This is a genomic window from Paracoccus ravus, assembly GCF_004522175.1.
In the GTDB taxonomy this organism is placed as follows: Bacteria; Pseudomonadota; Alphaproteobacteria; order Rhodobacterales; family Rhodobacteraceae; genus Paracoccus; species Paracoccus ravus.
On the sequence record NZ_SDEB01000027.1, the window covers coordinates 1 to 19,610 of the forward strand.

Below are 19,610 nucleotides of genomic sequence, written 5' to 3' on the forward strand. Positions count from 1 at the left end.
GGTTTCCCTAGAGAGCCGATATGCAAACTTCTCAATCGTATAACGATCAGACCGCCCGCATATCTCTTCAGATATCTCGCAATGTCAAAAAGCAGGGGAAACAAAACAACCTGAACCGCGCCATTTCCTTCGTGGCGCCGTCAAGCCATCAGACTTCCCGATTTTCCCAGAACCAACCGCCGTTCCCAGCGCCCCGTTCCGTCCCGTCTCAGCGTCTCGCCGTTTCGGTGAGGCGGTATTTAGGCCGCAGCTCCAAAGACCGCAAGACGAAAAATGACGAAAATGCGAATTAAATGACAAGGCGCTGAAATTACTAAGATTTACCGTAGACACCCCGCACGACCCAGGCCACGGCCCCTTCCGCAAAGGCCAGCCACACTCCGCAAACCACGCCTGCCGAGCCTCCGGAAACCCGCTTCAAGGCCCTGCAATTCCTGGGCCAATCCCGTCGCACGGGCCACGCCGACCCGCCCCGTGAATCACCGCGAGCCATCAGATCCGGACCGCTGCCTTCGGCGCCCGCTTGCCCCGGAAAGCCGAAATCTCGACCGACGATCCCGGCAGCAGAGCATAGCCATTCCCCGGAAGCGTCACCCCCTCTGCCCCGATCTCGGCGACCGAGAGCGGGTCGAGCGACGCCTCCCCATGCAGCTTCACCAACTGCGGCCCGGGCGAGAGGTTGAAGATGCAGGTCGTCACCTCGCCCTCATACGTGCGGCGAAAGGCGAGGATTGGCTCCGGCATGTCAATGAAGGCAATATCGCCCCAGCGCAGCGATGGGCGCGACCTGCGCAGGGCCAGCATCGCGCGATAGGCCGAAAGCGTGCTTTCCGGCCCCGTTTGCCGATCCACGGCCAGAGCCGCCTGCGGTGCCTTCACCGGCAACCAAGGCTTGCCGCTCGTATAGCCGGCATTGGGCGCATCGGCCTCCCAGGCCATGGGCGTCCGGCAGCCGTCGCGGCCCTTGATCTCGGGCCAGAAGCGCAGCGCCTGCGCGTCGGTCAGTTCCTCATAGACCAACTCGCTTTCGGTCTGGCCGAGCTCCTCGCCCTGATAAAGGCAGATCGCGCCGGGAAAGCAGCAGAGCATCGCAATGGCTTGGCGGGCCAGCGCCTCGCGGCTGACCGCATGCCTTTCCCAGCGCGAGATATGGCGCACCACATCATGGTTCGAGAAGCTCCAGCAGGAATGGCCGTCCGGCGCACCCTGACGCACCCCCTCGATCGCGCGCCGAAAATGGGCGGCGCTGAATTCCGGGCTGAGCATCTCGAAGGAGTAACACATGTGCAGGCGATCATGGCCCGCCGTATAGGCCGCCATGATCTCGATCGCGGTCGGTCCGCCATCGCCCACCTCGCCGACCATCATGCGCTCGGGATAAAGGTCGGTCAGGGCGCGCAGGCGTTTCAGGAAGGCGACATTCTCGGGGCGGTTCTTGGAATGGACATGCTTCTGGAAGCCGAACGTGTCGGGGCCGGTATGTTCGGGATTGGGCGGGTTGTCGCGCAACTCGCGGTCATGGATGTAGTAATTCACCGTATCCAGCCGGAACCCGTCCACGCCCAGTTCCAGCCAGAACCGCATCGTCTCGAGCAGGGCCTCCTGCACCTCGGGGTTCCAGATGTTGAGGTCGGGCTGCTCGGTCAGGAAATTATGCATGTAATATTGTCGGCGCTGCGGCTCCCATTCCCAGGCCGGGCCGCCAAAGACCGAGGGCCAGTTGTTCGGCGGCGTGCCATCGGGCTTCGGATCGGCCCAGACATACCACTCGGCCTTGGGATTGCTGCGATCACGGCGGCTCTCTGCGAACCAGGGATGGACGTCGCTGGAATGGCTGATGACTTTGTCGATGATGACTTTCAGCCCCAATTCATGCGCCCGTGCGACCAGCGTCCGGAAATCGGCCAGCGTTCCAAAGATCGGGTCGATATCGGTGTAATTCGAGACATCATATCCCATGTCCTTCATCGGCGAGGTAAAGATCGGCGACAGCCAAATCGCATCCGCGCCCAGCTGGGCAACATGGTCGAGCCGGCGCGTGATGCCGGGCAGATCGCCGATTCCGTCGCCATTGCTGTCCTGAAAGCTGCGGGGATAGATCTGATAGATCACCGCGTCGCGCCACCATTCGACCATCACTGCCCTCTTTTTCACCGCATTCCCGTCCTGCCACCAAAGCACGCGCCGAACGTTCGGCAAATCCTGTTATGCGCGAATTAGGCCGATTGCCCGAATCTTCGGCCTTGGTAGAGTGGTTTGGATGGGAAAGCTCAAATCACCCCCATATCCGGGCGACGAAGACCTTGCGGCATTGCGTGAAGGCAGCCTTGGCATGCCCTTCGACGTGCTGGGTCCGCATGAGGCGAACGGGCGACGCTGGCTCACGGCATTTCATCCGGGACTGACGGCGCTCTGCGTCGTCACGCCCTCGGGACAGATCCCCCTGCCCCGTTACCAGGGAGATGTCTTTTTCGGCCCGATCCCCGAGGGTCCCTATCGGCTTTTCGCCGAAGCGGGCGACGGCACCTCCTGGGAATTCGAGGATCCCTATCGCTTTGGCCCCGTTCTAGGAGAGATGGACCTGCATCTCTTCGGCGAGGGAACCCATCGCCGCCTTTGGCAGGCGCTGGGGGCGCATCTCATCACGCATGACGAGATCGCCGGTGCGCATTTCGCGGTCTGGGCCCCGAATGCCCGCCGCGTCTCGGTGGTTGGCGATTTCAACGCCTGGGACGGCCGGCGTCATCCCATGCGCCGCCTGCGCGAAAGCGGTGTCTGGGAGATCTTCCTGCCCCGCCTGTCCGAGGGCACGCTTTACAAATACGAGATCCTCGATGCGCAAGGCGATGTCACCCTCCGGGCCGATCCCTTCGGATATGGCAGCCAGCACCCGCCAGAAAAGGCGAGTATCCTGCGCGACATCACCGGCTATGGCTGGCACGATCAGGACTGGATGGCGCATCGTGCGGGAAAGCAGGATCGCAGCGCCCCGGTTTCCATCTACGAGGTGCATCTGGGCAGTTGGAAGCGCCGCCGCGACGAAGGGAACCGTCCACTCTCCTACAAGGAGCTTGCCCGCGACCTCGTGACCTATGCCAAGGAGATGGGCTTTACCCATCTGGAACTGCTGCCGGTCAGCGAGTTTCCATTCGATGGCTCATGGGGATACCAGCCGGTCGGGCTTTTCGCCCCGACCATCCGCTTTGGCCCGCCGCATGAGTTCCGCGACCTGATCGACGCGGCGCACCGCGCGGGCCTCGGCGTGATCCTCGACTGGGTGCCGGGTCATTTTCCGACCGATGCGCATGGGCTGGCGCGTTTCGACGGCACGGCGCTCTACGAGCACGCCGACCCGCGCGAAGGATTCCATCAGGACTGGAACACGCTGATCTATAATTACGGCCGGACCGAGGTGCAGAATTACCTGATCGCCAACGCGCTTTACTGGCTGCAGGAATACCATCTGGACGGGCTGCGCGTGGATGCGGTGGCCTCGATGCTCTACCGCGACTATTCGCGCCAGCCGGGGCAATGGATCCCGAACAAGGATGGCGGGCGCGAAAACTACGAGGCGATCGATTTCCTGCAGCGCATGAACATCGCCACCTATGGCGCGGTCCCCGGCATCATCACAGTGGCCGAGGAAAGCACCTCCTTCCCAAAGGTCTCGGCCCGGGTCGATGCGGGCGGATTGGGCTTTGGCTATAAATGGAACATGGGCTGGATGAATGACACGCTGCGCTACATGTCGCGCGAGTCGATCCATCGCAAATACCATCACGACCAGATGACCTTCGGGCTGATCTATGCCTATTCCGAGAGTTTCATCCTGCCGATCAGCCATGACGAGGTGGTTCATGGCAAAGGCAGCATGCTGCGCAAGATGCCCGGCGACGAATGGCAGCAATTTGCGAACCTGCGCGCCTATTACGCCTTCATGTGGACTCATCCCGGCAAGAAGCTCTTGTTCATGGGCTGCGAATTCGGCCAGGCCGAGGAATGGAACCACAATGACCAGTTGAACTGGAACGCCGCCGAGCGCCCGCTGAATGCCGGCCTGCAAAGGCTTGTACGCGACCTGAACCACCTTTACCGCGACACCCCTGCCCTGCACATCCATGATGCGGATCCCGCGGGATTTCGGTGGATCCGCAACGATTCCGAGCAATCGGTGATTGCCTATCAGCGATGCGGCGACGACGGCGATGCCTCTGTGGTGGCAATCTGCAACATGACACCCGTTCCACGTCATGGATTTCGGATCGGATTGCCCCATGCCGGCGTTTGGAGCGAGGCGATCAATACTGACGCTGCCGTCTATGGCGGAAGCGGGCAAGGCAATATGGGCCGCGTCAGGGCGGCGGCAGAGCCGCTGGACGACCAGCCCGCCTCTGTCGAACTGACATTGCCGCCGCTTTCGGTGGTGATCCTGACTGGGACGGAAAATCGGTAAGGGAGGTGACGGGCGATGGTGGAGAACGGGCGACTGACACGCAGGGCCATGGCCTTTGTTCTGGCAGGCGGGCGCGGCAGCAGGCTGCACGAATTGACCAACAGGCGGGTTAAGCCCGCGGTCTATTTCGGCGGCAAGACCCGGATCGTCGATTTCGCTTTGTCCAATGCCGTCAATTCCGGCATCCGCAAGATCGCCGTCGCCACGCAATACAAGGCCCATAGTCTGATCCGGCATTGTCAGCGCGGCTGGAATTTCTTTCGCGCCGAGCGCAATGAGTTCCTGGACATCCTGCCCGCCTCTCAGCGCACCTCGGAAGAGCATTGGTATCGTGGCACGGCCGATGCGGTGACGCAGAACATCGACATCGTGGACAGCTATGACGTGGATTACATCATCATTCTGGCAGGCGATCATATCTACAAGATGGATTACGAGATCATGCTGCGCGAGCATGTGCAAAGCGGCGCGGATGTCACCATCGGCTGCCTGACGGTTCCGCGTGCCGAGGCCACCGCTTTCGGCGTCATGGGGGTCGATGAGACGGGCCGCGTCACCTCGTTTCTCGAAAAGCCCAAGGATCCTCCGGCGATTCCGGGCGATCCGGATCATGCGCTGGCCTCGATGGGGATCTATGTCTTCAACTGGGCCTTCCTGCGCGACCTGCTTCTGGCCGATGCCGAGGATGCGCAATCCAGCCATGATTTCGGCAATGACCTGATCCCCGACATCGTGGCACGCGGCAAGGCCATGGCGCATCGCTTCGATGTTTCCTGCGTCCGGGACGAGGGCGCTCCGGCTTATTGGAAGGATGTCGGGACGGTTGATGCTTTTTGGCAGGCCAATATCGACCTGACGGATTTCGTGCCCGAACTGAATCTCTGGGACCGGGAATGGCCGATCTGGACCAATGCGATCAGCGTGCCGCCCGCGAAATTCATCCATGACGAAAAGGACCGGCGGGGCGTTGCCATCTCGTCTATGGTCTCGGGCGGCTGCATCATCTCGGGCACCGAGATCCGCAACTCGCTGCTCTTCACCGAGGTCCATACCAACAGCTTTGCCGTTCTGGATTACGCGGTGGTGCTGCCCTATGTCACGGTCCATCGCTCGGCCCGGCTGCGCAAGGTGGTGATCGACCGGGGCGTCACCATCCCCGAGGGGCTGGTGGTCGGCGAGGACCCGCTGGAGGACGCCAAATATTTCCGCGTCAGCCCGCGCGGCGTGACGCTGATCACCCAGGACATGCTGGACAAGCGGGCGGCCATGCTTTGATGAGGGTTCTCTCGGTCGCATCCGAATGCGCCCCTTTCGTCAAGACCGGGGGGCTGGCCGATGTCGTGGGCGCCCTGCCCCGCGCGCTGACCGCCGAAAGGGTCGAGATGCGGACCCTGCTCCCGGGTTATCCTGCCGTCATCGCGGCGCTGGGGAGCGATGCCGCGCAGATCGCCGAACTCGATGACCTCTTTGGCGGAACCGCGCGGCTGATCGCCGGGCACGCGGCGGGGCTCGATCTGATCGCGATCGACGCGCCACATCTCTATGCCCGCACGAGCGGACTCTATAGCGACGCGCATGGCCATGACTGGCCCGACAATCCCGAGCGTTTTGCCGCCTTGTCCTGGGCCGCCGCCCATATTGCCACGCTTGGCGCGGGCGGTTGGCACCCGCAGGTCCTGCATGGCCATGACTGGCAGGCGGGCTTCATGGTCGAATATCTGCACCGGATGGGCAATGAGGACACGCGCAGCGTCCTGACCATCCATAATATCGCCTTTCACGGCATAGCCGGGGCGGAAAGGCTACACGCGCTGCGCCTCGATCCTTCGCGTTTTCATTCGGCGGGCTATGAATATTGGGGCAACATCTCGGCGCTGAAGGCCGGGCTGATCGGGGCCGATGCTCTGACCACGGTCTCGTCGCGCTATGCCGAAGAACTGATGACGCCGGAGTTTGGCCTCGGCCTCGACGGCGTGATGCGCTCGCGCCGCGAGGATCTGACCGGCATCCTGAATGGGATCGACAGCGAAGTCTGGAACCCCGCGACCGATCCCGCGATCACCCCCTATAGCACTGCGCGCGGCAAGGCCGCGAACAAGGCCGCCTTGCGGGCCGAGTTTGGGCTGCCCGAAGCCAGCGGGCCACTTTGCATCATTGTCTCGCGCATGACCCATCAGAAGGGGCTGGATCTGGTGCTGGAGGCCCTGCCCGCATTGCTGGATCACGGCGGGCAACTAGCGCTGCTGGGCTCGGGCGAGCGCGGGCTGGAACACGCCTTTACCTCGCTGGCCGAGCACCAGCCCAATGTCGGCGTCCGCATCGGCTATGACGAGGCGTTGTCGCATCGCATGATGGCCGGGGGCGATGCGATCCTCGTGCCGTCGCGCTTTGAGCCTTGCGGCCTGACGCAGCTTTACGGGCTGCGCTATGGCACCTTGCCTTTGGTCGCCCTGACCGGAGGGCTCGCTGATACCGTCATCAATGCCTCGCCCGCCGCCTTGGCGCGCGGCGTCGCGACCGGATTGCAATTCGCCCCCGTCACCGCCGAGGCGCTGCGCAACGCCCTGACCACGCTCTGCCGCCTTCATGCCGACCCCAGCGTCTGGGCCAAAATGCAGCGCAACGCGATGGCGCAGCCGGTCGGCTGGGACCAGTCGGCCCGTGCCTATGCGCAGCTCTACGAAAGGCTGATTGCGGGACCATGACACCGGGCTTTGCAATCACCGCCGGGCATCCGGCCCCCTTGGGCGCGACCTTCGACGGCGCGGGGGTGAATTTCGCGCTGTTCTCGCAATTCGCCGAGCGGGTCGAGCTGTGCCTTTACGATGCGCGCGGGGCGGAAACCCGGATCGCCCTGCCCGAGCGCGACGGGCATGTCTGGCATGGCTATATCTCGGGGCTGCGGCCGGGCCAGAAATACGGCTATCGCGTTCACGGTCCATACCTTCCCGCCGCGGGGCATCGCTTCAACCCGAACAAGCTTCTGATCGACCCCTATGCCAAGCGCCTGACCGGAGGGCCGATCCAGAACGACGCGCTTTTCGGCTATATGGCGAGCACCAAGGACGATCTGAGCTTCGACCCCCGCGACAGCGCGCCCTATATGCCGCGCTCGGTCGTGGTCGATCCCAGCTTCTCATGGGGCGCGGATTTTCCGCCGCGCTATCCGATGATCGACACGATCATCTATGAGGCGCATGTGAAGGGCCTGACCGCCGCGCGGTCCGATATCCGCGATGGCGGGACGTTCCTCGCCATGGCCTCGGAGCCGATCCTCGACCACCTGAACCGCCTCGGCATCACCGCGATCGAATTGATGCCAGTCCATGCCTTTGCCGATGACGCCTTCCTGACCGCCAAGGGCCTGCGGAATTACTGGGGCTACATGTCCTATGGCTTTTTCGCCCCCGAGCCGCGCTACATGCGCGATGGCGATATCGCCGAGTTCCAGCAGATGGTCTCGCGCTTTCATCAGGCAGGCATCGAGGTCATTCTCGACGTGGTCTATAACCACACCGCCGAAGGCAATGAGCTTGGCCCGACTCTGTCCTTTCGCGGTCTGGACAATGCCTCCTATTACCGGCTGGCCGAGGACCCGCGCTATTACGTCAATGACGCAGGGACGGGAAACGTGCTCGACCTCGACAAGCCCTTTGCGCTGCGGCTGGTGATGGATTCGCTGCGCTACTGGGTCGAAGTCATGCATGTGGACGGGTTCCGCTTTGATCTTTGCTCGGTGCTGGGACGCTCGGGCGGGGTGTTCGATCGGGACGGGTCGTTCTTTCGCGCCGTCGGGCAGGATCCGGTCCTGAACCGCGTGAAGCTGATCGCCGAGCCTTGGGATATTGGCGAGGGCGGCTATCAATTGGGCAGCTACCCTGCGCCCTTCGCCGAATGGAACGACCGCTACCGCGATCAGGTCCGGGGCTTCTGGCGCGGCGATGCGGACCGTCTGGGCAAGCTCGCCAAGCGCGTCGCCGGATCGGCCGCGCGCTTCGACCATGACGGGCGGGCGGCGACGGCCTCGGTGAATTTCATCTCGGCCCATGACGGCTTCACGCTGATGGATACGGTCAGCTACAGCGAGAAACACAATGAGGCCAATGGCGAGGACAACCGCGACGGCCACAACCACAACCTGTCGGACAATTGCGGCGTCGAGGGTCCCAGCCCCGACCCCGAGATCAATGCCCGCCGCGCCCGCAGGCGGCGCAACCTTATGGCGACGCTGCTGCTGTCGCAGGGCACGCCGATGATCCTTGCTGGCGACGAGCTTGGCAATTCGCAGGGCGGCAATAACAACGCCTATTGTCAGGATAATTCGATCGGCTGGATCGGCTGGGATGCGCAGGACGCGAATTTTCTTGAGTTCTGCCAGCGCGTCATCGCCTTTCGCAAGGCCAACCCGATCCTGCGGCAAAAGCGTTTCCTGCATAGCCAGCCCCGCGAACAGGACGGTATCCCCGATCTCTTCTGGCGTCGCGCCGATGGCGCACCGATGGAGGTCGAGGATTGGTCCGATCCCGAGCTGCGCCTGCTCGCCGCCGAGATGCGCATGGCCTCGGGCACGCCAGATTACGCCAAGCTGCGCGGCGCAGTGTTTCTGGTGCTGAATGCCGGACCCGATGTGACCGTGCATCTGCCCGACACCGCCCGGCGCGGCATCTGGCGCAGGCAGATCGACAGCAGCCGCTTTGGCCCCGTCGATGAGCCTGCGGGCGAAACCGAACATATTGCCGCTGACAGCGTCGTGGCCTTCGTGCTCGCAGATGAGCGGGACCGGAGCGCCTGAGATCGGCCTTCTTCCGGGGCAGAGGCGCTGTTTTGCGGGCAGTTCCGCTGGCCCCGCCCCCTCGGCCTCACGGCCGAGTATGCAATGCGGGGCAAAACTGGCAGCAATATGCTGTCAGCCTGTTCGACGAAGCATCCCGACCGATTTCACCAGCCATGAGGCCAGAATTGTCCGAGCTTCCTTCTGCCCAAGATCTCGCGGATCAGATCCTGTACCACCTGACCCATACGCAGGGTCGCGGACCCGAATTCGCCACTGTCTTCGACTGGCGGCTGGCGGTCAGCTATACAATCCGCGACCTGATCGTGACGCCCTGGATGGCCGGGCACCGTGCCTCGCGGGATGGCAAGCTGAAGCGGGTCTATTACCTGTCGATGGAATTCCTGATCGGGCGCATTCTGGGCGATGCCATCGTCAATCTTGGCCTCGATCAGCAGATGGATGCGGCTCTGGCCCAGCTTGGCCTCGACAAGACCGATATCCTCGAAGATGAGCCCGACGCGGCCTTGGGGAATGGCGGCCTCGGGCGGCTTGCGGCCTGTTTCATGGAATCCCTCGCGAGCCTGGGAGTTCCGGCCTTCGGCTATGGCATCCGCTATGAGCATGGGCTGTTCCGCCAGCGTTTCGAAGGCGGCCAGCAGGTCGAGACGCCCGAGGATTGGCTGAACCAGCCCCATCCCTGGGAATTCACCCGCATCGATTACAGTTACACGATCGGCTTCAAGGGCCATGTCGAGAACGTGGACGGCCACAGCGTCTGGCATCCCGGCGAAAGCGTCATCGCGCGGGCCTATGACACGCCGGTCATCGGTTGGCAGGGAAAATGGGCCAATACCTTGCGGCTTTGGGGCGCGCAGCCTACGAACCTGTTCGATCTGCACCGGTTCAACGCGGGCGATTATGCCGCTGCCGCCGAGCCCGAGGCTCTGGCCCGGACGCTGTCGCGCGTGCTCTATCCCGATGACACGACCGATCAGGGCAAGGAATTGCGGCTGAAGCAGGAATATTTCCTGACCTCGGCGGCGCTTCAGGACATCATCCGCCGCTTCACCGCAGAACATGGCGAGGATCTGGCCTTGCTGCCCGACAAGGTGGCGATCCAGCTCAATGACACCCATCCCGCCATTGCCGGACCGGAACTGATCCGTCTCTTGATGGACGAACACGGGCTGAGCTTCGATCAGGCGCTCGACATTGCCCGGCGCACCTTGAACTACACGAACCACACGCTTTTGCCCGAGGCGCTCGAGCGCTGGTCCACCTGGCTGATGGGCGATGTCCTGCCGCGACATCTGCAGATCATCCAAATGATCGACGAGGCGCATCGCGCGGCGACGCATCGCCCGCCCCATACCGGCATCATCGAGCATGACGAGGTGCGGATGGGCGAGTTGGCCTTCATCATGGCGGGGCATGTGAATGGCGTCTCGGCGCTGCATACCGATCTGGTGCGCAGCACGGTATTTGCCGATCTGCACAAGCTCCACCCCGAGCGCATCCTGAACCAGACCAATGGCGTGACGCCGCGACGCTGGCTGCGCCTCGCGAACCCGCCGCTGTCGCGCCTTTTGGACCATACGATCGGCGCGGGCTGGACCGGCGATCTGGACCAGTTGGAAGGCCTCGAGGCCCATGCCGAAGACGCGGGATTTCTGGCCGCGCTGCGCGGGGCTAAGCGCCAGAACAAGGTGGTCTTGGCTAACGGGCTGCTGTCGGATCTGGGGATCAAACCAGACCCCGAGGCGCTGTTCGATGTGCAGGTCAAGCGCATGCATGAATACAAGCGCCAGCTTCTCAACATTCTCGAGACGATCGCCCTGTGGCACCGCATCCACGAATCCCCCAATGGCGACTGGACGCCGCGCCTCAAGATCTTTGGCGGCAAGGCGGCACCCGGCTACTGGACAGCCAAGACCGTGATCCATCTGATCAATGACGTGGCGCGCAAGATCAATGACGACCCGGTGACCTCGAAATTCCTCAAGATCGCCTATCCGCCGAATTACAATGTCTCCATGGCCGAGCGGCTGATCCCCGCCGCCGACCTGTCCGAGCAGATCTCGACCGCCGGGAAAGAAGCCTCGGGCACGGGCAATATGAAATTCACCATGAACGGCGCATTGACCATTGGCACGCTCGACGGGGCCAATGTCGAGATCCGCGAAATGGTCGGGGCCGAGAATTTCTTTCTCTTCGGGCTGACCGCCGCCGAGGCCGCCGCAGAAAAGGCACGCCCCGGCCATGCTCGTGCGGCGATCGAGAAAAGCGAGAACATGAAAGTTGCGCTGCAACTGATCGCCGAAGGACGCTTCGGTCGCCCGGAACAGTACTTTGCGCTGCTCGACCGGACCTGGAATGACGATCCCTTTCTTGTCGCGAGCGATTTCGAAAGTTATTTCGCCTGCCAGCGCCGGATCGACGCCACATACCGCAATCATCGAGACTGGGACCGGATGACCGCGCTGAACATCGCGAGGTCAGGCTATTTCTCGTCCGACAGGACCATCCGCGGCTATATGGCGGATATTTGGAAGGTCGGTCCTGCGACGCCCTGAGGCGTGAACAAAAAGCAGACAAAAGCCGCACATGCCACGTTTTGCTGTGTTACCTTCCGTGGTTGAGGACGCAAAGCAAGGACCGGCAGGCTCGTCGCCTACGGTGACACGACATTTCGAAAAGGGGACGATCTGCATGATGTTCTTGGGAAATGACGGAAATCGAAAGAGCCGGCTTGTCGCCACCTTGGCCTTTTGCGGCGGGATGCTCTTTGGCGCATCCGGGGCTCTTCATGCGCAGGTGCTGATGCCCGCGGATGATCCGCCGCCCCCCGTCTCGCAAGAGGATGTCCGCACCGCCCTGACCGAGATCATCGCACCCGGCGACGACAGCAAGCCCATCACCAACGCCAATCTCGAGATTGCCACCGAAGAACTGGATCTGTTGCTGAAACCCCTGACGCTGGACCAGCTCAAGATCGAGATGTCGGGCTGGCAGGACAGTCTGCGCAAAGCCGTGGCCGATCTCAGCGCCGCCGAGGCGGATCTGGCGCGCCTGAACGCCGAATTGGAAAAGGACCAGCCCGCAGATGCGCAGCCCGAAGGCGCGGAAACTCAACTCACCCCGGAACAAGAGGCCCTGACCGAAGAAATCGGCGGGTTGCGCGAGACGCGAACCCATATCTCGGACCGCTTTCGCGAGGTCATGGACGCCTATGAGGACAAGGGCGGACCGCCCGAGGACACCGCCAATTACCGTGCCTATATCAAGGATGTCGGCGGCGTCGATCTGGACATGACCAACCTTCATTCCGCCTGGCTCACTCTCAAGGTCTGGGCCGAGGCAGAGGATGGCGGCAGACGCCTTGCACGCAGGATCGTGACGGTTCTGCTCTGGACGATCGGCGGGATCTTTGTCGGCTGGTTCCTCAGCCTCATCGTCAATCTGGGGCTGCGCAAGACGCGACTGACCTCGAAGCTGATGCGGCATTTCCTTCGCCGCTGGATCGCCAGGATCGGCGGGTTGATCGGATTTCTCATCGGCCTGTCATGGATCGGCACGAATATGACCCCGATCCTCGCGGGCCTTGGCGCCGCAGGCTTCATCCTGGCCTTCGCGCTGCAGAACACGATCAGCAATTTCGCCAGCGGCATGCTGATCCTGTTCCTGCGCCCCTTCGATTCCGGCGACGAGATCGAGGCGGCCGGCGTCGCTGGTGAGGTCGAGCGCGTTTCCCTGTTCTCGACCCATCTGAGCACAGCCGAGAACCGCAAGGTCATCGTTCCCAACAACAAGATCTGGGAGGATGTGATCGTCAACTCGACGGGTGCCGACACCCGCCGTCTCTCGCTGGAAATCGAGGTGGACGCCTCCAAGCACAGCCTCGAAGAGGCCGAGTCCATGCTGCGCAAGCTGATGGAAGAGCATCCGGACGTGCTTGACGATCCGGCCCCCAGCCTGACGCTGAGCGCCGTCAGCGGCGACGCCTATACATTCACCTGCTGGCCCTGGGTGCGCACCGCCGAGCGCGACCGGGTCCGCTGGGATCTGGTGTCACGGTTCGGCCGGGAACTGAACGTGGTCAAAGGCGCGACCAAGCCCGCCCCTGCCTCCTGACGGTGGCGCAACGGCCCCAGTTCGCGTGATCGGCGCTTACAGTGCCTGGCCGAGGCCCAGATCGATCCGTTTCGCAATGGACTCTGCGGTGATCTCATTTGCCCAACTGAAAAACTGCTCCTCGCCGATCCCGCCGCCGAACGCACCGGAGATCGGCTTGGGCCCCGCCACCTTGAGCATTTCCGCAAGGAACAGTTTCTCGATGCCTGTGGTCGCACTTGCTTTTTTGCCGGCGGTCGAAATGGCCGCCATATTGTTATTCTGGATTTCCATTGCCGTCATCCCTTTGCTCTCGGGCACCCTCCATAACCTGCCCGAGTAAAAATTTGGTAATTTCTCAAAGGTAAGACAGAGAGGCGATATTGAAGGAATCACGCCTTGATGGAAAATGTCAGATCGCTTTTGTTGCCGGGCATTCCGGTGCTCACCGGACAGAAACTGGAAACTCCCGAAAGCGAAGCTGTCAATTTCGAACAGTTCCTAAGGCAAACCATCGCGAAGGAAACCTTACCGGCTGAGGCCTTGCCATTGGCCGAAAGCGACGAACCGGCCCCTGAACTCGTGGAACTGTCCTTCAAACACGGCGACCCTGCCGGGGAAAAAGACGAAGGCCAGAAATCCCGGATTTCCCGCGTTGATGTCACAGCTGAAATCGTCGCCGATCCTGTCCAGCCGTCGATCGTGCCCCGGTCAAGCACCGAGACTGCCGATGACGAAGCATCGGCCCCCGGTGTTTTTGACACGCATTTTACCGATAAGGGCGCATTGGCCGAAATACCGAGGCCGAGGACTTCTCGGCCCGCAGATCAGACGGATCCACCATCGGCTTCCGAACAACCGACCGAGATTGGCGCGCCCCTACCCTTGCCGCATCCGGATTTCTCACGACGTGAGGAAAACCCAATTCGCCCGACACTCTCGCTTTCGGCGGCACCCGGATCCCTTCCCCAAGAGAACGGCGAAACCGCTGAAACGAAGCTGACCCCCGAGTTTTTGGAAGGCGAGGCTTTTTCCGCCGGACCCCTGCCCCCAACGATCCCGCAAGCCGTGAACAGCATCCCGGGCGCGACCGCGACCCTGGCTCCCCCATCGCAGGTCGGGTCGGAAAACTCCCTTCCCGAGGACAGCGCCCAACTTCCAGACATAGCGAACATCCCCGGCCCTCTTTCGGCCCCCGTCACGACCGCGACATGGCCGGTCCCTTCCGCAAATCACAGGCTGGTTCTCTCAAGGGGGTATGATCTCCAACCCATAATTCAGCCGCCCTCGCCTCGGGACATGATCTCGCCTCCCAGCGATGAGCCGTCCGAAACGGCCATGCCCCCCTCTCGGCCGATCGCGAAGGACGGCCCCCTTTCTGCGCCCTTGCCCCCATCCTCTGAGGCGACCCCGCCCCCGCCCCCGTCAGAAATATCCATCCCGATCGAGAAGATGGAGATCTCGGATAGATCAGAGCCAATTCCTTCTGAGATCATCTGGCACAAGGCAGCCCCCATGCCCGGCCATGTCGTTGCGCAAGCTGTCTCTCCGGTTCCGGTCGCTGCGGAACCGCGCGAAATCGCCCGCCATCTCACAGAACGGTTGAGCGCCGGCGATGACGACGTGATCGAGATCACGCTGACACCCGAGGAGCTTGGAAAGGTCCGGCTGATCGTGGTGAACGGGGACAAGCTGACCATCTCGGTCTATGCGGACAACCGCGAGACGCTGGAACTGATGCGCCGCAATGCCGACGCCCTCAGCCGCGAATTGCGCGACGCCGGCCTTTCGGGGGCCTCGTTGACCTTCGGAGACCGGGAAGGCGGCGCCCAGCACCCCAAGTTCACCCAACGAAACTCAGCATTCGTCGGGGCTGAACCCTTACTCGAAAGCGCTGCCGAACGGCCTGAGACGATCAGAGAGGCCCTATCGCTTCGCCGGCTGGACATGAGGATTTGACAGCAATGGTAAACAGCGTTTCCGGAACGGGCAGCGTCGCTGCGGCGACAACCAGCCTCGCATCCTCCTCGGCATCCGCAACCGACGGCAGCGATTACATGACGTTTCTTCGCATGTTGACCACCCAGGTTCAGAACCAGGATCCTTTGAATCCCATGGCAAGCACCGACTTCGCGGTGCAACTGGCGACATTCTCGGGGGTCGAGCAGCAGATCCAGACGAATAATCTGCTGTCACAAATCTTGTCGGGCACCACCGGCTCGACCCTTGCGCAATATGCCGACTGGATCGGGCGCGAGGTTCTCACCTATAGCCCTGCGGTATATGACGGCGATCCCATAACCGTGCAGACCGCTGGTTACTCTGCCGCGACCTCGGCAAATCTGGTGGTGCGGGACTCGTCGGGTACCGAGATCATGCGCCAGACAATTCCCGTCGAGGCGACCGAGTTCGAATGGAGCGGATTTGACGAGGCCGGAACGCAACTGCCGCAAGGCGTGTATCAGCTTCAAACAGAATATTTCGAGAATGATGCGGTCGTCGCGACCGGCGTAGCGGCCGTATTCTCCGAGGTCACCGGCGTCGAGGCATCGGATCTTGGATCGGTAATCCTCCTGAAGGGGGACACCTCTGCCTTGGTAGATGACGTGTTGAAATTGCGTAGTGCCAGGTAAGTGACCTGCGCGCCGAAGGACCGCTGAGTCTAGGGCCCGTGGACATGCAGATTCCTGTTGCGGCGGATGTCTGATTCGAGCTTTCCCAAAGCGACGCCTGAATGGACGAGCAGCGGTTTGTGGTGACGGGTGATATTAGGGTGCGGCTTGAACCGTATAGCCACCGTGGGGGAAGGGTGGCAGCGGTGCATCCGGCTAGGTCATGTTGATGGCGTGGATGCCCCCATCTGACGGCATCGCAATGTGCCAATGTGATGAGTGTTGAAGCCATCACAGAGGGAGGGAGCATCCATGTCCGGGGTTACAATTATTGGGATTGATCTGGCAAAGCGCATTTTCCACCTGCACGGAGCTGACGGCGACGGGTCTATCGTGTTTCGCAAGAAACTCAGCCGTAATCCGCTACTGGGGTTCAAGTCGCAGGTTCCTCGGTGTGTCATCGCCATGGAGGCGTGTGCCACGGCGCACGGCTGGGGCCGCGATTTCGAGAAACTTGGACATGAACTGCTGGATCTGCTTGGGCTCCTTGGAAAGCTTCCCAAGTTCGATGTGCTTGTCCTTGGCGTCGCTGAGCAGACGAGGAACCCGCCCCGTATCGAGGATGTCGAGGGTGAGCTTCTCCTGAGCTGAGAGCTCCCGGTCGCCGTCTTCTTCGTCGGAACCTCTCCGGCCAACGCCAGCAGCCTCCAACTGAGCCAGAGAGGCCTTGGGATCAGCATTGCCAGCCCGATGGCCTTCCACAGCGCATCAAGCCGCAGCGTATGGCTGTTGGCGAGCTTGCAGGCCCGAGCCTTGTCCGAGGTTTTCAGGGAGAAGAAGAGCTGATCAGGCTTCTTTCGCGTCACCGGATCACGGTGCAATTCACGACAATCGGCAGGGATGCGGCGGCGGAAATAGTCGGTATTGGACTTGAGCTGGATGTGCCGACACATGACACGAAAAGATCCGAATTCGAAGAGCAGGAACACGATGTGTAACCTGAGGCACCTCATCTGAGCCGATATTTATCTGATTATAAATAATAAATCATGATGTTATGGCGGACAGTGAGTCCTTGGTCAGTATTGGTAAAAAAGGATAATTCGCTGGACCCACACACAGACCCTCTTTGCGCGATCTGGCCGAAATGGAAAGGCGGCTCCAAAAAGGAACCGCCCCTAATCCGTGACCTACCACGCCTTGCCGTAACTTGCCCATCCATACCGTGACCGCCACGCCTCACCGAGCCACTCCAAACCCGGACGAACCACGACTCGCCGCGCCGCGCCCTGCATCCCGTTGCCGGGGCTGCATTACGTCAAGCCTAGCGCCACGGATTCCAGCCGGTCAAGCCGTCAGTTCAGGCTCCGCGCCCGCGCGGCCTCGGCGTCGGCCTCCAGCAACGCGGCCAGCCTCTTAGCACTTGGCATTCCGCATTCCATCAACGCCTCGGAAGTCACGGCGGCGCAATGCCGGTGAATGGTTCCATCCTCGCCCATCCTGACCAAAACCAGCCCCTCGGCACCGGCAGGCAGCGCGGTCTCGGTGGCCTCGATTTCGTGCCGCAACAAGGGTCGGACAAAAGGCCGATGGTTCGTAATACGCAACCAGACGCTATCAAGTTCGGCCAGCACGGCGGCAAAGGAGTCAGTTGTCATAGATATTCACGCGGCAATTCTTGACCAGCATCTGGGCGAAGGCTTCCACCGACCGGCAGGTGATCCCCCCAAAGTCCTTTTCCAGATCGCGCAGCATGGATTCCAGATCGTCGCCCAGCTTCGCCAGCATCATGTCGGTGCTGGCCTGTTCACTGTGCGGATCGCGCCGGGCAGCTAGGCGCAGGTCTCGAAACTGACTTTGGTTGTAGTGGCTGCGCAGGGTGCATTGCACGAATTCCCGTTCCGGCAGGTGCAGGAAGCGGGAAAAAGCGGCGGCGATGGCGGCGCGATCTTCAATGGCGTAGTGCGGTTGGTCGGTCATGTCGGGACTCCTGCTGTCAGGGCCTCACGGGCGGCTCGTAGCGCCCTCTCGGCTTCAAGGAAGGGTAGGAAGGCAGGCAAGCGAAGTGGCTCTCCTGCGGCTTCCTGCGTGGCTGTGGTGATGGCCTTGACCAACCGGGCGCGGCCCCTGAGTCCAATCCTCTGGTCGAGGGTTTGGGCCGCGCGTAGGACAACGCCCGGCGTCAGAGGTGGACCGCTCCAACCGGCAGCCAAGGCCAAATCGGCATCCGACAACATGGCGGCTATAGAGGCGCGGTGTTGCTTGCTGCCTAATTCGTCCATCGGGACCACGGCCAAGCGCGCAGGACCGTCTGGCAGGGCAGCCAGAGGCCCCAGCGCGGTCAGTGCCAGCACCTGCTTGACCAGAGGTTCGGGCAAGCCGTGGCCCTCGGCCAGCGCCACCGCGCCTTCCTCGCCATCGGCAAAGACCACTATCCGCAACAGGTCGTATTCGAGGCGGGTCACGCCTAGTTCGATCAAGGCAGGACCAAGGGCGAGAACATGCCGCATTTCGTGCAGGGCGATGGCGCTCATGCCGGTGCCCCCCGGCCAACGCGCAGGCTTGCAGCCAACAGGCCCTCGGCCACGCCTTCCGTCAATTCTGCGCGCTTTTCCGTCAGGTCGGCGCAAAGCTGATCGAGGCTTGCCAGATGACAAGCCAGAACCGCCTCGCCTGCCTGATCCACGGCCAGCTTGCGTTCGAGTTCGGTTTTCACCTCCACCAGTGTCCGCGCGACCTCGGCGTGAGTCTCAAGCTGCGCCGCCCGGACGGTCTTGCAAATGTCGTGCGCATTCCGAACCGAGAAGGCCACGATTCTGGCTTCCACAAATTCGATCAGTTCCCACGCATTGAGGCGCGCGAGAGGGGAATTCGGGGCTTTCTGTTTCCACGCCCACCAACGGTTTCGCAGGTCTTTAGCCTTCACGATCCGAGGGTCGTTTTCCAAGTCGGTCATTGCCACGCGGCCTCCGCTGCTCGCTCGATTTCATGGACCACCCTTGCAGCCCGCGACCTCTTTTCAGCCCGCGCAGCCTTCACCCTCGATTGGGCCGCCTCGGCGCAAATCTCGCGCAGTCGGGCATCCGAGGCCCCAGCAGCCAGCGCGGAGTCGATCTGGCTTTTCGTGACGGGGCTGCAATCGAACCGTTGCAAGATGGCGGTCGGATTGGAACCGGGATGCGCCAACGCGGACTCGGTGGCATATCCGAGGTGTTTGCGGATTTCCGAGGCGCGCTTATACGCGGAGTCTGCGGATTCGCTCATCGCATGGGCTGCCTTGCGCAGGCGCTCGATGGTCGCGGCGACCGATGATCTGTCGGCATCGGGGGCGAGGCGGTTCAAGAATTCCAAGGTCGCGCGGGCTTCCATCGCGCAGGTGGTGGCCTTGCCTCCGTCCAGAATATCCTCGCCAGCCAAGGCGCGGGCGGCGGCGTCGAGGTCTTTGGCTGCCTTATCGGCGCAGCGCACCAAATCCTCTAGGGTCCGAAGGTCGGCTTGCAGGTCGCGCAGCCGGGCAAGGGCGGCGTCGGGATCGAGGTTGCCAACGCGGTCCAGCAGGTCCAACGCGGCTTTATTCACGACGCGGCCAAGGATGCTGGGATACGCCGCGCTCAACGCGATCCGGCCTTTGCAGAAGCCGAAAACCGGGCGGCTCAATTTT

The 19,610-nt window shown here is 62.1% G+C and carries 15 protein-coding genes and 2 pseudogenes; 9 read left to right on the forward strand and 8 right to left on the reverse strand.

The annotated features are described in order from the left end of the window. Positions 1-492: 492 nt before the first annotated feature. Entirely contained in the window at positions 493-2,136 is a 1,644-nt protein-coding gene (locus tag ESZ60_RS17010; RefSeq protein WP_134681955.1) for an alpha-glucosidase, read from the reverse strand. A 124-nt stretch (positions 2,137-2,260) separates the two neighbouring features. On the opposite strand from ESZ60_RS17010, the gene glgB reads away from it, so the two are divergent. From glgB to ESZ60_RS17040, 6 genes are all read left to right on the forward strand, one after another. After that, complete coding sequence (glgB, locus tag ESZ60_RS17015) at positions 2,261-4,453, forward strand: 1,4-alpha-glucan branching protein GlgB (protein WP_134681916.1); 2,193 nt, start codon at positions 2,261-2,263, stop codon at positions 4,451-4,453. Between the two features lie 15 nt (positions 4,454-4,468). Continuing rightward, positions 4,469-5,728, forward strand: coding sequence for a glucose-1-phosphate adenylyltransferase (gene glgC, locus ESZ60_RS17020; RefSeq protein WP_134681917.1), 1,260 nt, complete (start codon positions 4,469-4,471; stop codon positions 5,726-5,728). Next, the gene (gene glgA / locus ESZ60_RS17025; protein ID WP_167620204.1) at positions 5,725-7,158 is read left to right on the forward strand and encodes a glycogen synthase GlgA; all 1,434 of its coding nucleotides are present in this window, start codon (positions 5,725-5,727) and stop codon (positions 7,156-7,158) included. Before glgC ends, glgA begins: the two co-directional genes overlap by 4 nt. Next, positions 7,155-9,245, forward strand: coding sequence for a glycogen debranching protein GlgX (gene glgX / locus ESZ60_RS17030; RefSeq protein WP_134681919.1), 2,091 nt, complete (start codon positions 7,155-7,157; stop codon positions 9,243-9,245). The genes glgA and glgX overlap by 4 nt, the downstream gene beginning before the upstream one ends. A 155-nt stretch (positions 9,246-9,400) precedes the next feature. Next, positions 9,401-11,800, forward strand: a complete 2,400-nt coding sequence (locus tag ESZ60_RS17035) for a glycogen/starch/alpha-glucan phosphorylase (RefSeq protein ID WP_134681920.1) — start codon at positions 9,401-9,403, stop codon at positions 11,798-11,800. Positions 11,801-11,936: 136 nt separating this feature from the next. After that, a complete protein-coding gene (locus ESZ60_RS17040) occupies positions 11,937-13,358 on the forward strand; it encodes a mechanosensitive ion channel family protein (RefSeq protein ID WP_167620205.1) in 1,422 nt (473 codons plus the stop codon). 36 nt (positions 13,359-13,394) lie between these two features. On the opposite strand, the gene ESZ60_RS17045 is transcribed toward ESZ60_RS17040, so the two are convergent. After that, positions 13,395-13,631 carry a chemotaxis protein chel gene (locus ESZ60_RS17045; RefSeq protein ID WP_245155750.1) on the reverse strand — a complete coding sequence of 79 codons (237 nt, stop codon included), beginning with the start codon at positions 13,629-13,631 and terminating at the stop codon, positions 13,395-13,397. Between the two features lie 108 nt (positions 13,632-13,739). On the opposite strand from ESZ60_RS17045, the gene ESZ60_RS17050 reads away from it, so the two are divergent. The 3 genes and pseudogenes from ESZ60_RS17050 to ESZ60_RS21410 all read left to right on the forward strand — a co-directional run. Continuing rightward, a complete protein-coding gene (locus ESZ60_RS17050) occupies positions 13,740-15,296 on the forward strand; it encodes a flagellar hook-length control protein FliK (protein ID WP_245155752.1) in 1,557 nt (518 codons plus the stop codon). Between the two features lie 5 nt (positions 15,297-15,301). After that, positions 15,302-15,970 (forward strand): flagellar hook capping FlgD N-terminal domain-containing protein, encoded by a 669-nt coding sequence (locus ESZ60_RS17055; RefSeq protein ID WP_134681923.1) that lies wholly within the window; start codon positions 15,302-15,304, stop codon positions 15,968-15,970. A 291-nt stretch (positions 15,971-16,261) separates the two neighbouring features. Continuing rightward, positions 16,262-16,474: pseudogene (locus tag ESZ60_RS21410) on the forward strand (IS110 family transposase); the annotation flags it as partial. A gap of 287 nt (positions 16,475-16,761) precedes the next feature. Here ESZ60_RS21410 and ESZ60_RS21890 read toward each other — a convergent pair. From ESZ60_RS21890 to ESZ60_RS17090, 6 genes and pseudogenes are all read right to left on the reverse strand, one after another. Further along, a pseudogene (locus ESZ60_RS21890) lies at positions 16,762-16,962 on the reverse strand (hypothetical protein); the annotation flags it as partial. A gap of 342 nt (positions 16,963-17,304) precedes the next feature. Next, entirely contained in the window at positions 17,305-17,607 is a 303-nt protein-coding gene (locus tag ESZ60_RS17070; RefSeq protein WP_134681926.1) for a hypothetical protein, read from the reverse strand. Continuing rightward, on the reverse strand, positions 17,597-17,929 hold the full coding sequence (locus ESZ60_RS17075; protein ID WP_134681927.1) for a hypothetical protein: 333 nt from the start codon (positions 17,927-17,929) through the stop codon (positions 17,597-17,599). Before ESZ60_RS17075 ends, ESZ60_RS17070 begins: the two co-directional genes overlap by 11 nt. After that, on the reverse strand, positions 17,926-18,483 hold the full coding sequence (locus tag ESZ60_RS17080) for a hypothetical protein (RefSeq protein ID WP_134681928.1): 558 nt from the start codon (positions 18,481-18,483) through the stop codon (positions 17,926-17,928). Before ESZ60_RS17080 ends, ESZ60_RS17075 begins: the two co-directional genes overlap by 4 nt. Continuing rightward, positions 18,480-18,911: a hypothetical protein gene (locus ESZ60_RS17085; protein WP_134681929.1), complete on the reverse strand. Its 432-nt coding sequence runs from the start codon at positions 18,909-18,911 to the stop codon at positions 18,480-18,482. The genes ESZ60_RS17080 and ESZ60_RS17085 overlap by 4 nt, the downstream gene beginning before the upstream one ends. Continuing rightward, the gene (locus tag ESZ60_RS17090) at positions 18,902-19,606 is read right to left on the reverse strand and encodes a hypothetical protein (RefSeq protein WP_134681930.1); all 705 of its coding nucleotides are present in this window, start codon (positions 19,604-19,606) and stop codon (positions 18,902-18,904) included. The genes ESZ60_RS17085 and ESZ60_RS17090 overlap by 10 nt, the downstream gene beginning before the upstream one ends. Between the last annotated feature and the right edge of the window lie 4 nt (positions 19,607-19,610).

Excerpts from the sequence above, each read along its gene's own strand:
- glgC (WP_134681917.1), top strand. The coding sequence starts at position 4,469 with ATGGTGGAGAACGGGCGACTGACACGCAGGGCCATGGCCTTTGTTCTG.
- ESZ60_RS17045 (WP_245155750.1), bottom strand. The coding sequence starts at position 13,631 with ATGGAAATCCAGAATAACAATATGGCGGCCATTTCGACCGCCGGCAAA.
- ESZ60_RS17070 (WP_134681926.1), bottom strand. The coding sequence starts at position 17,607 with ATGACAACTGACTCCTTTGCCGCCGTGCTGGCCGAACTTGATAGCGTC.
- ESZ60_RS17075 (WP_134681927.1), bottom strand. The coding sequence starts at position 17,929 with ATGACCGACCAACCGCACTACGCCATTGAAGATCGCGCCGCCATCGCC.
- ESZ60_RS17035 (WP_134681920.1), top strand. The coding sequence starts at position 9,401 with ATGAGGCCAGAATTGTCCGAGCTTCCTTCTGCCCAAGATCTCGCGGAT.
- ESZ60_RS17040 (WP_167620205.1), top strand. The coding sequence starts at position 11,937 with ATGATGTTCTTGGGAAATGACGGAAATCGAAAGAGCCGGCTTGTCGCC.
- glgB (WP_134681916.1), top strand. The coding sequence starts at position 2,261 with ATGGGAAAGCTCAAATCACCCCCATATCCGGGCGACGAAGACCTTGCG.
- ESZ60_RS17080 (WP_134681928.1), bottom strand. The coding sequence starts at position 18,483 with ATGAGCGCCATCGCCCTGCACGAAATGCGGCATGTTCTCGCCCTTGGT.
- ESZ60_RS17055 (WP_134681923.1), top strand. The coding sequence starts at position 15,302 with ATGGTAAACAGCGTTTCCGGAACGGGCAGCGTCGCTGCGGCGACAACC.
- ESZ60_RS17050 (WP_245155752.1), top strand. The coding sequence starts at position 13,740 with ATGGAAAATGTCAGATCGCTTTTGTTGCCGGGCATTCCGGTGCTCACC.
- ESZ60_RS17010 (WP_134681955.1), bottom strand. The coding sequence starts at position 2,136 with ATGGTCGAATGGTGGCGCGACGCGGTGATCTATCAGATCTATCCCCGC.
- glgX (WP_134681919.1), top strand. The coding sequence starts at position 7,155 with ATGACACCGGGCTTTGCAATCACCGCCGGGCATCCGGCCCCCTTGGGC.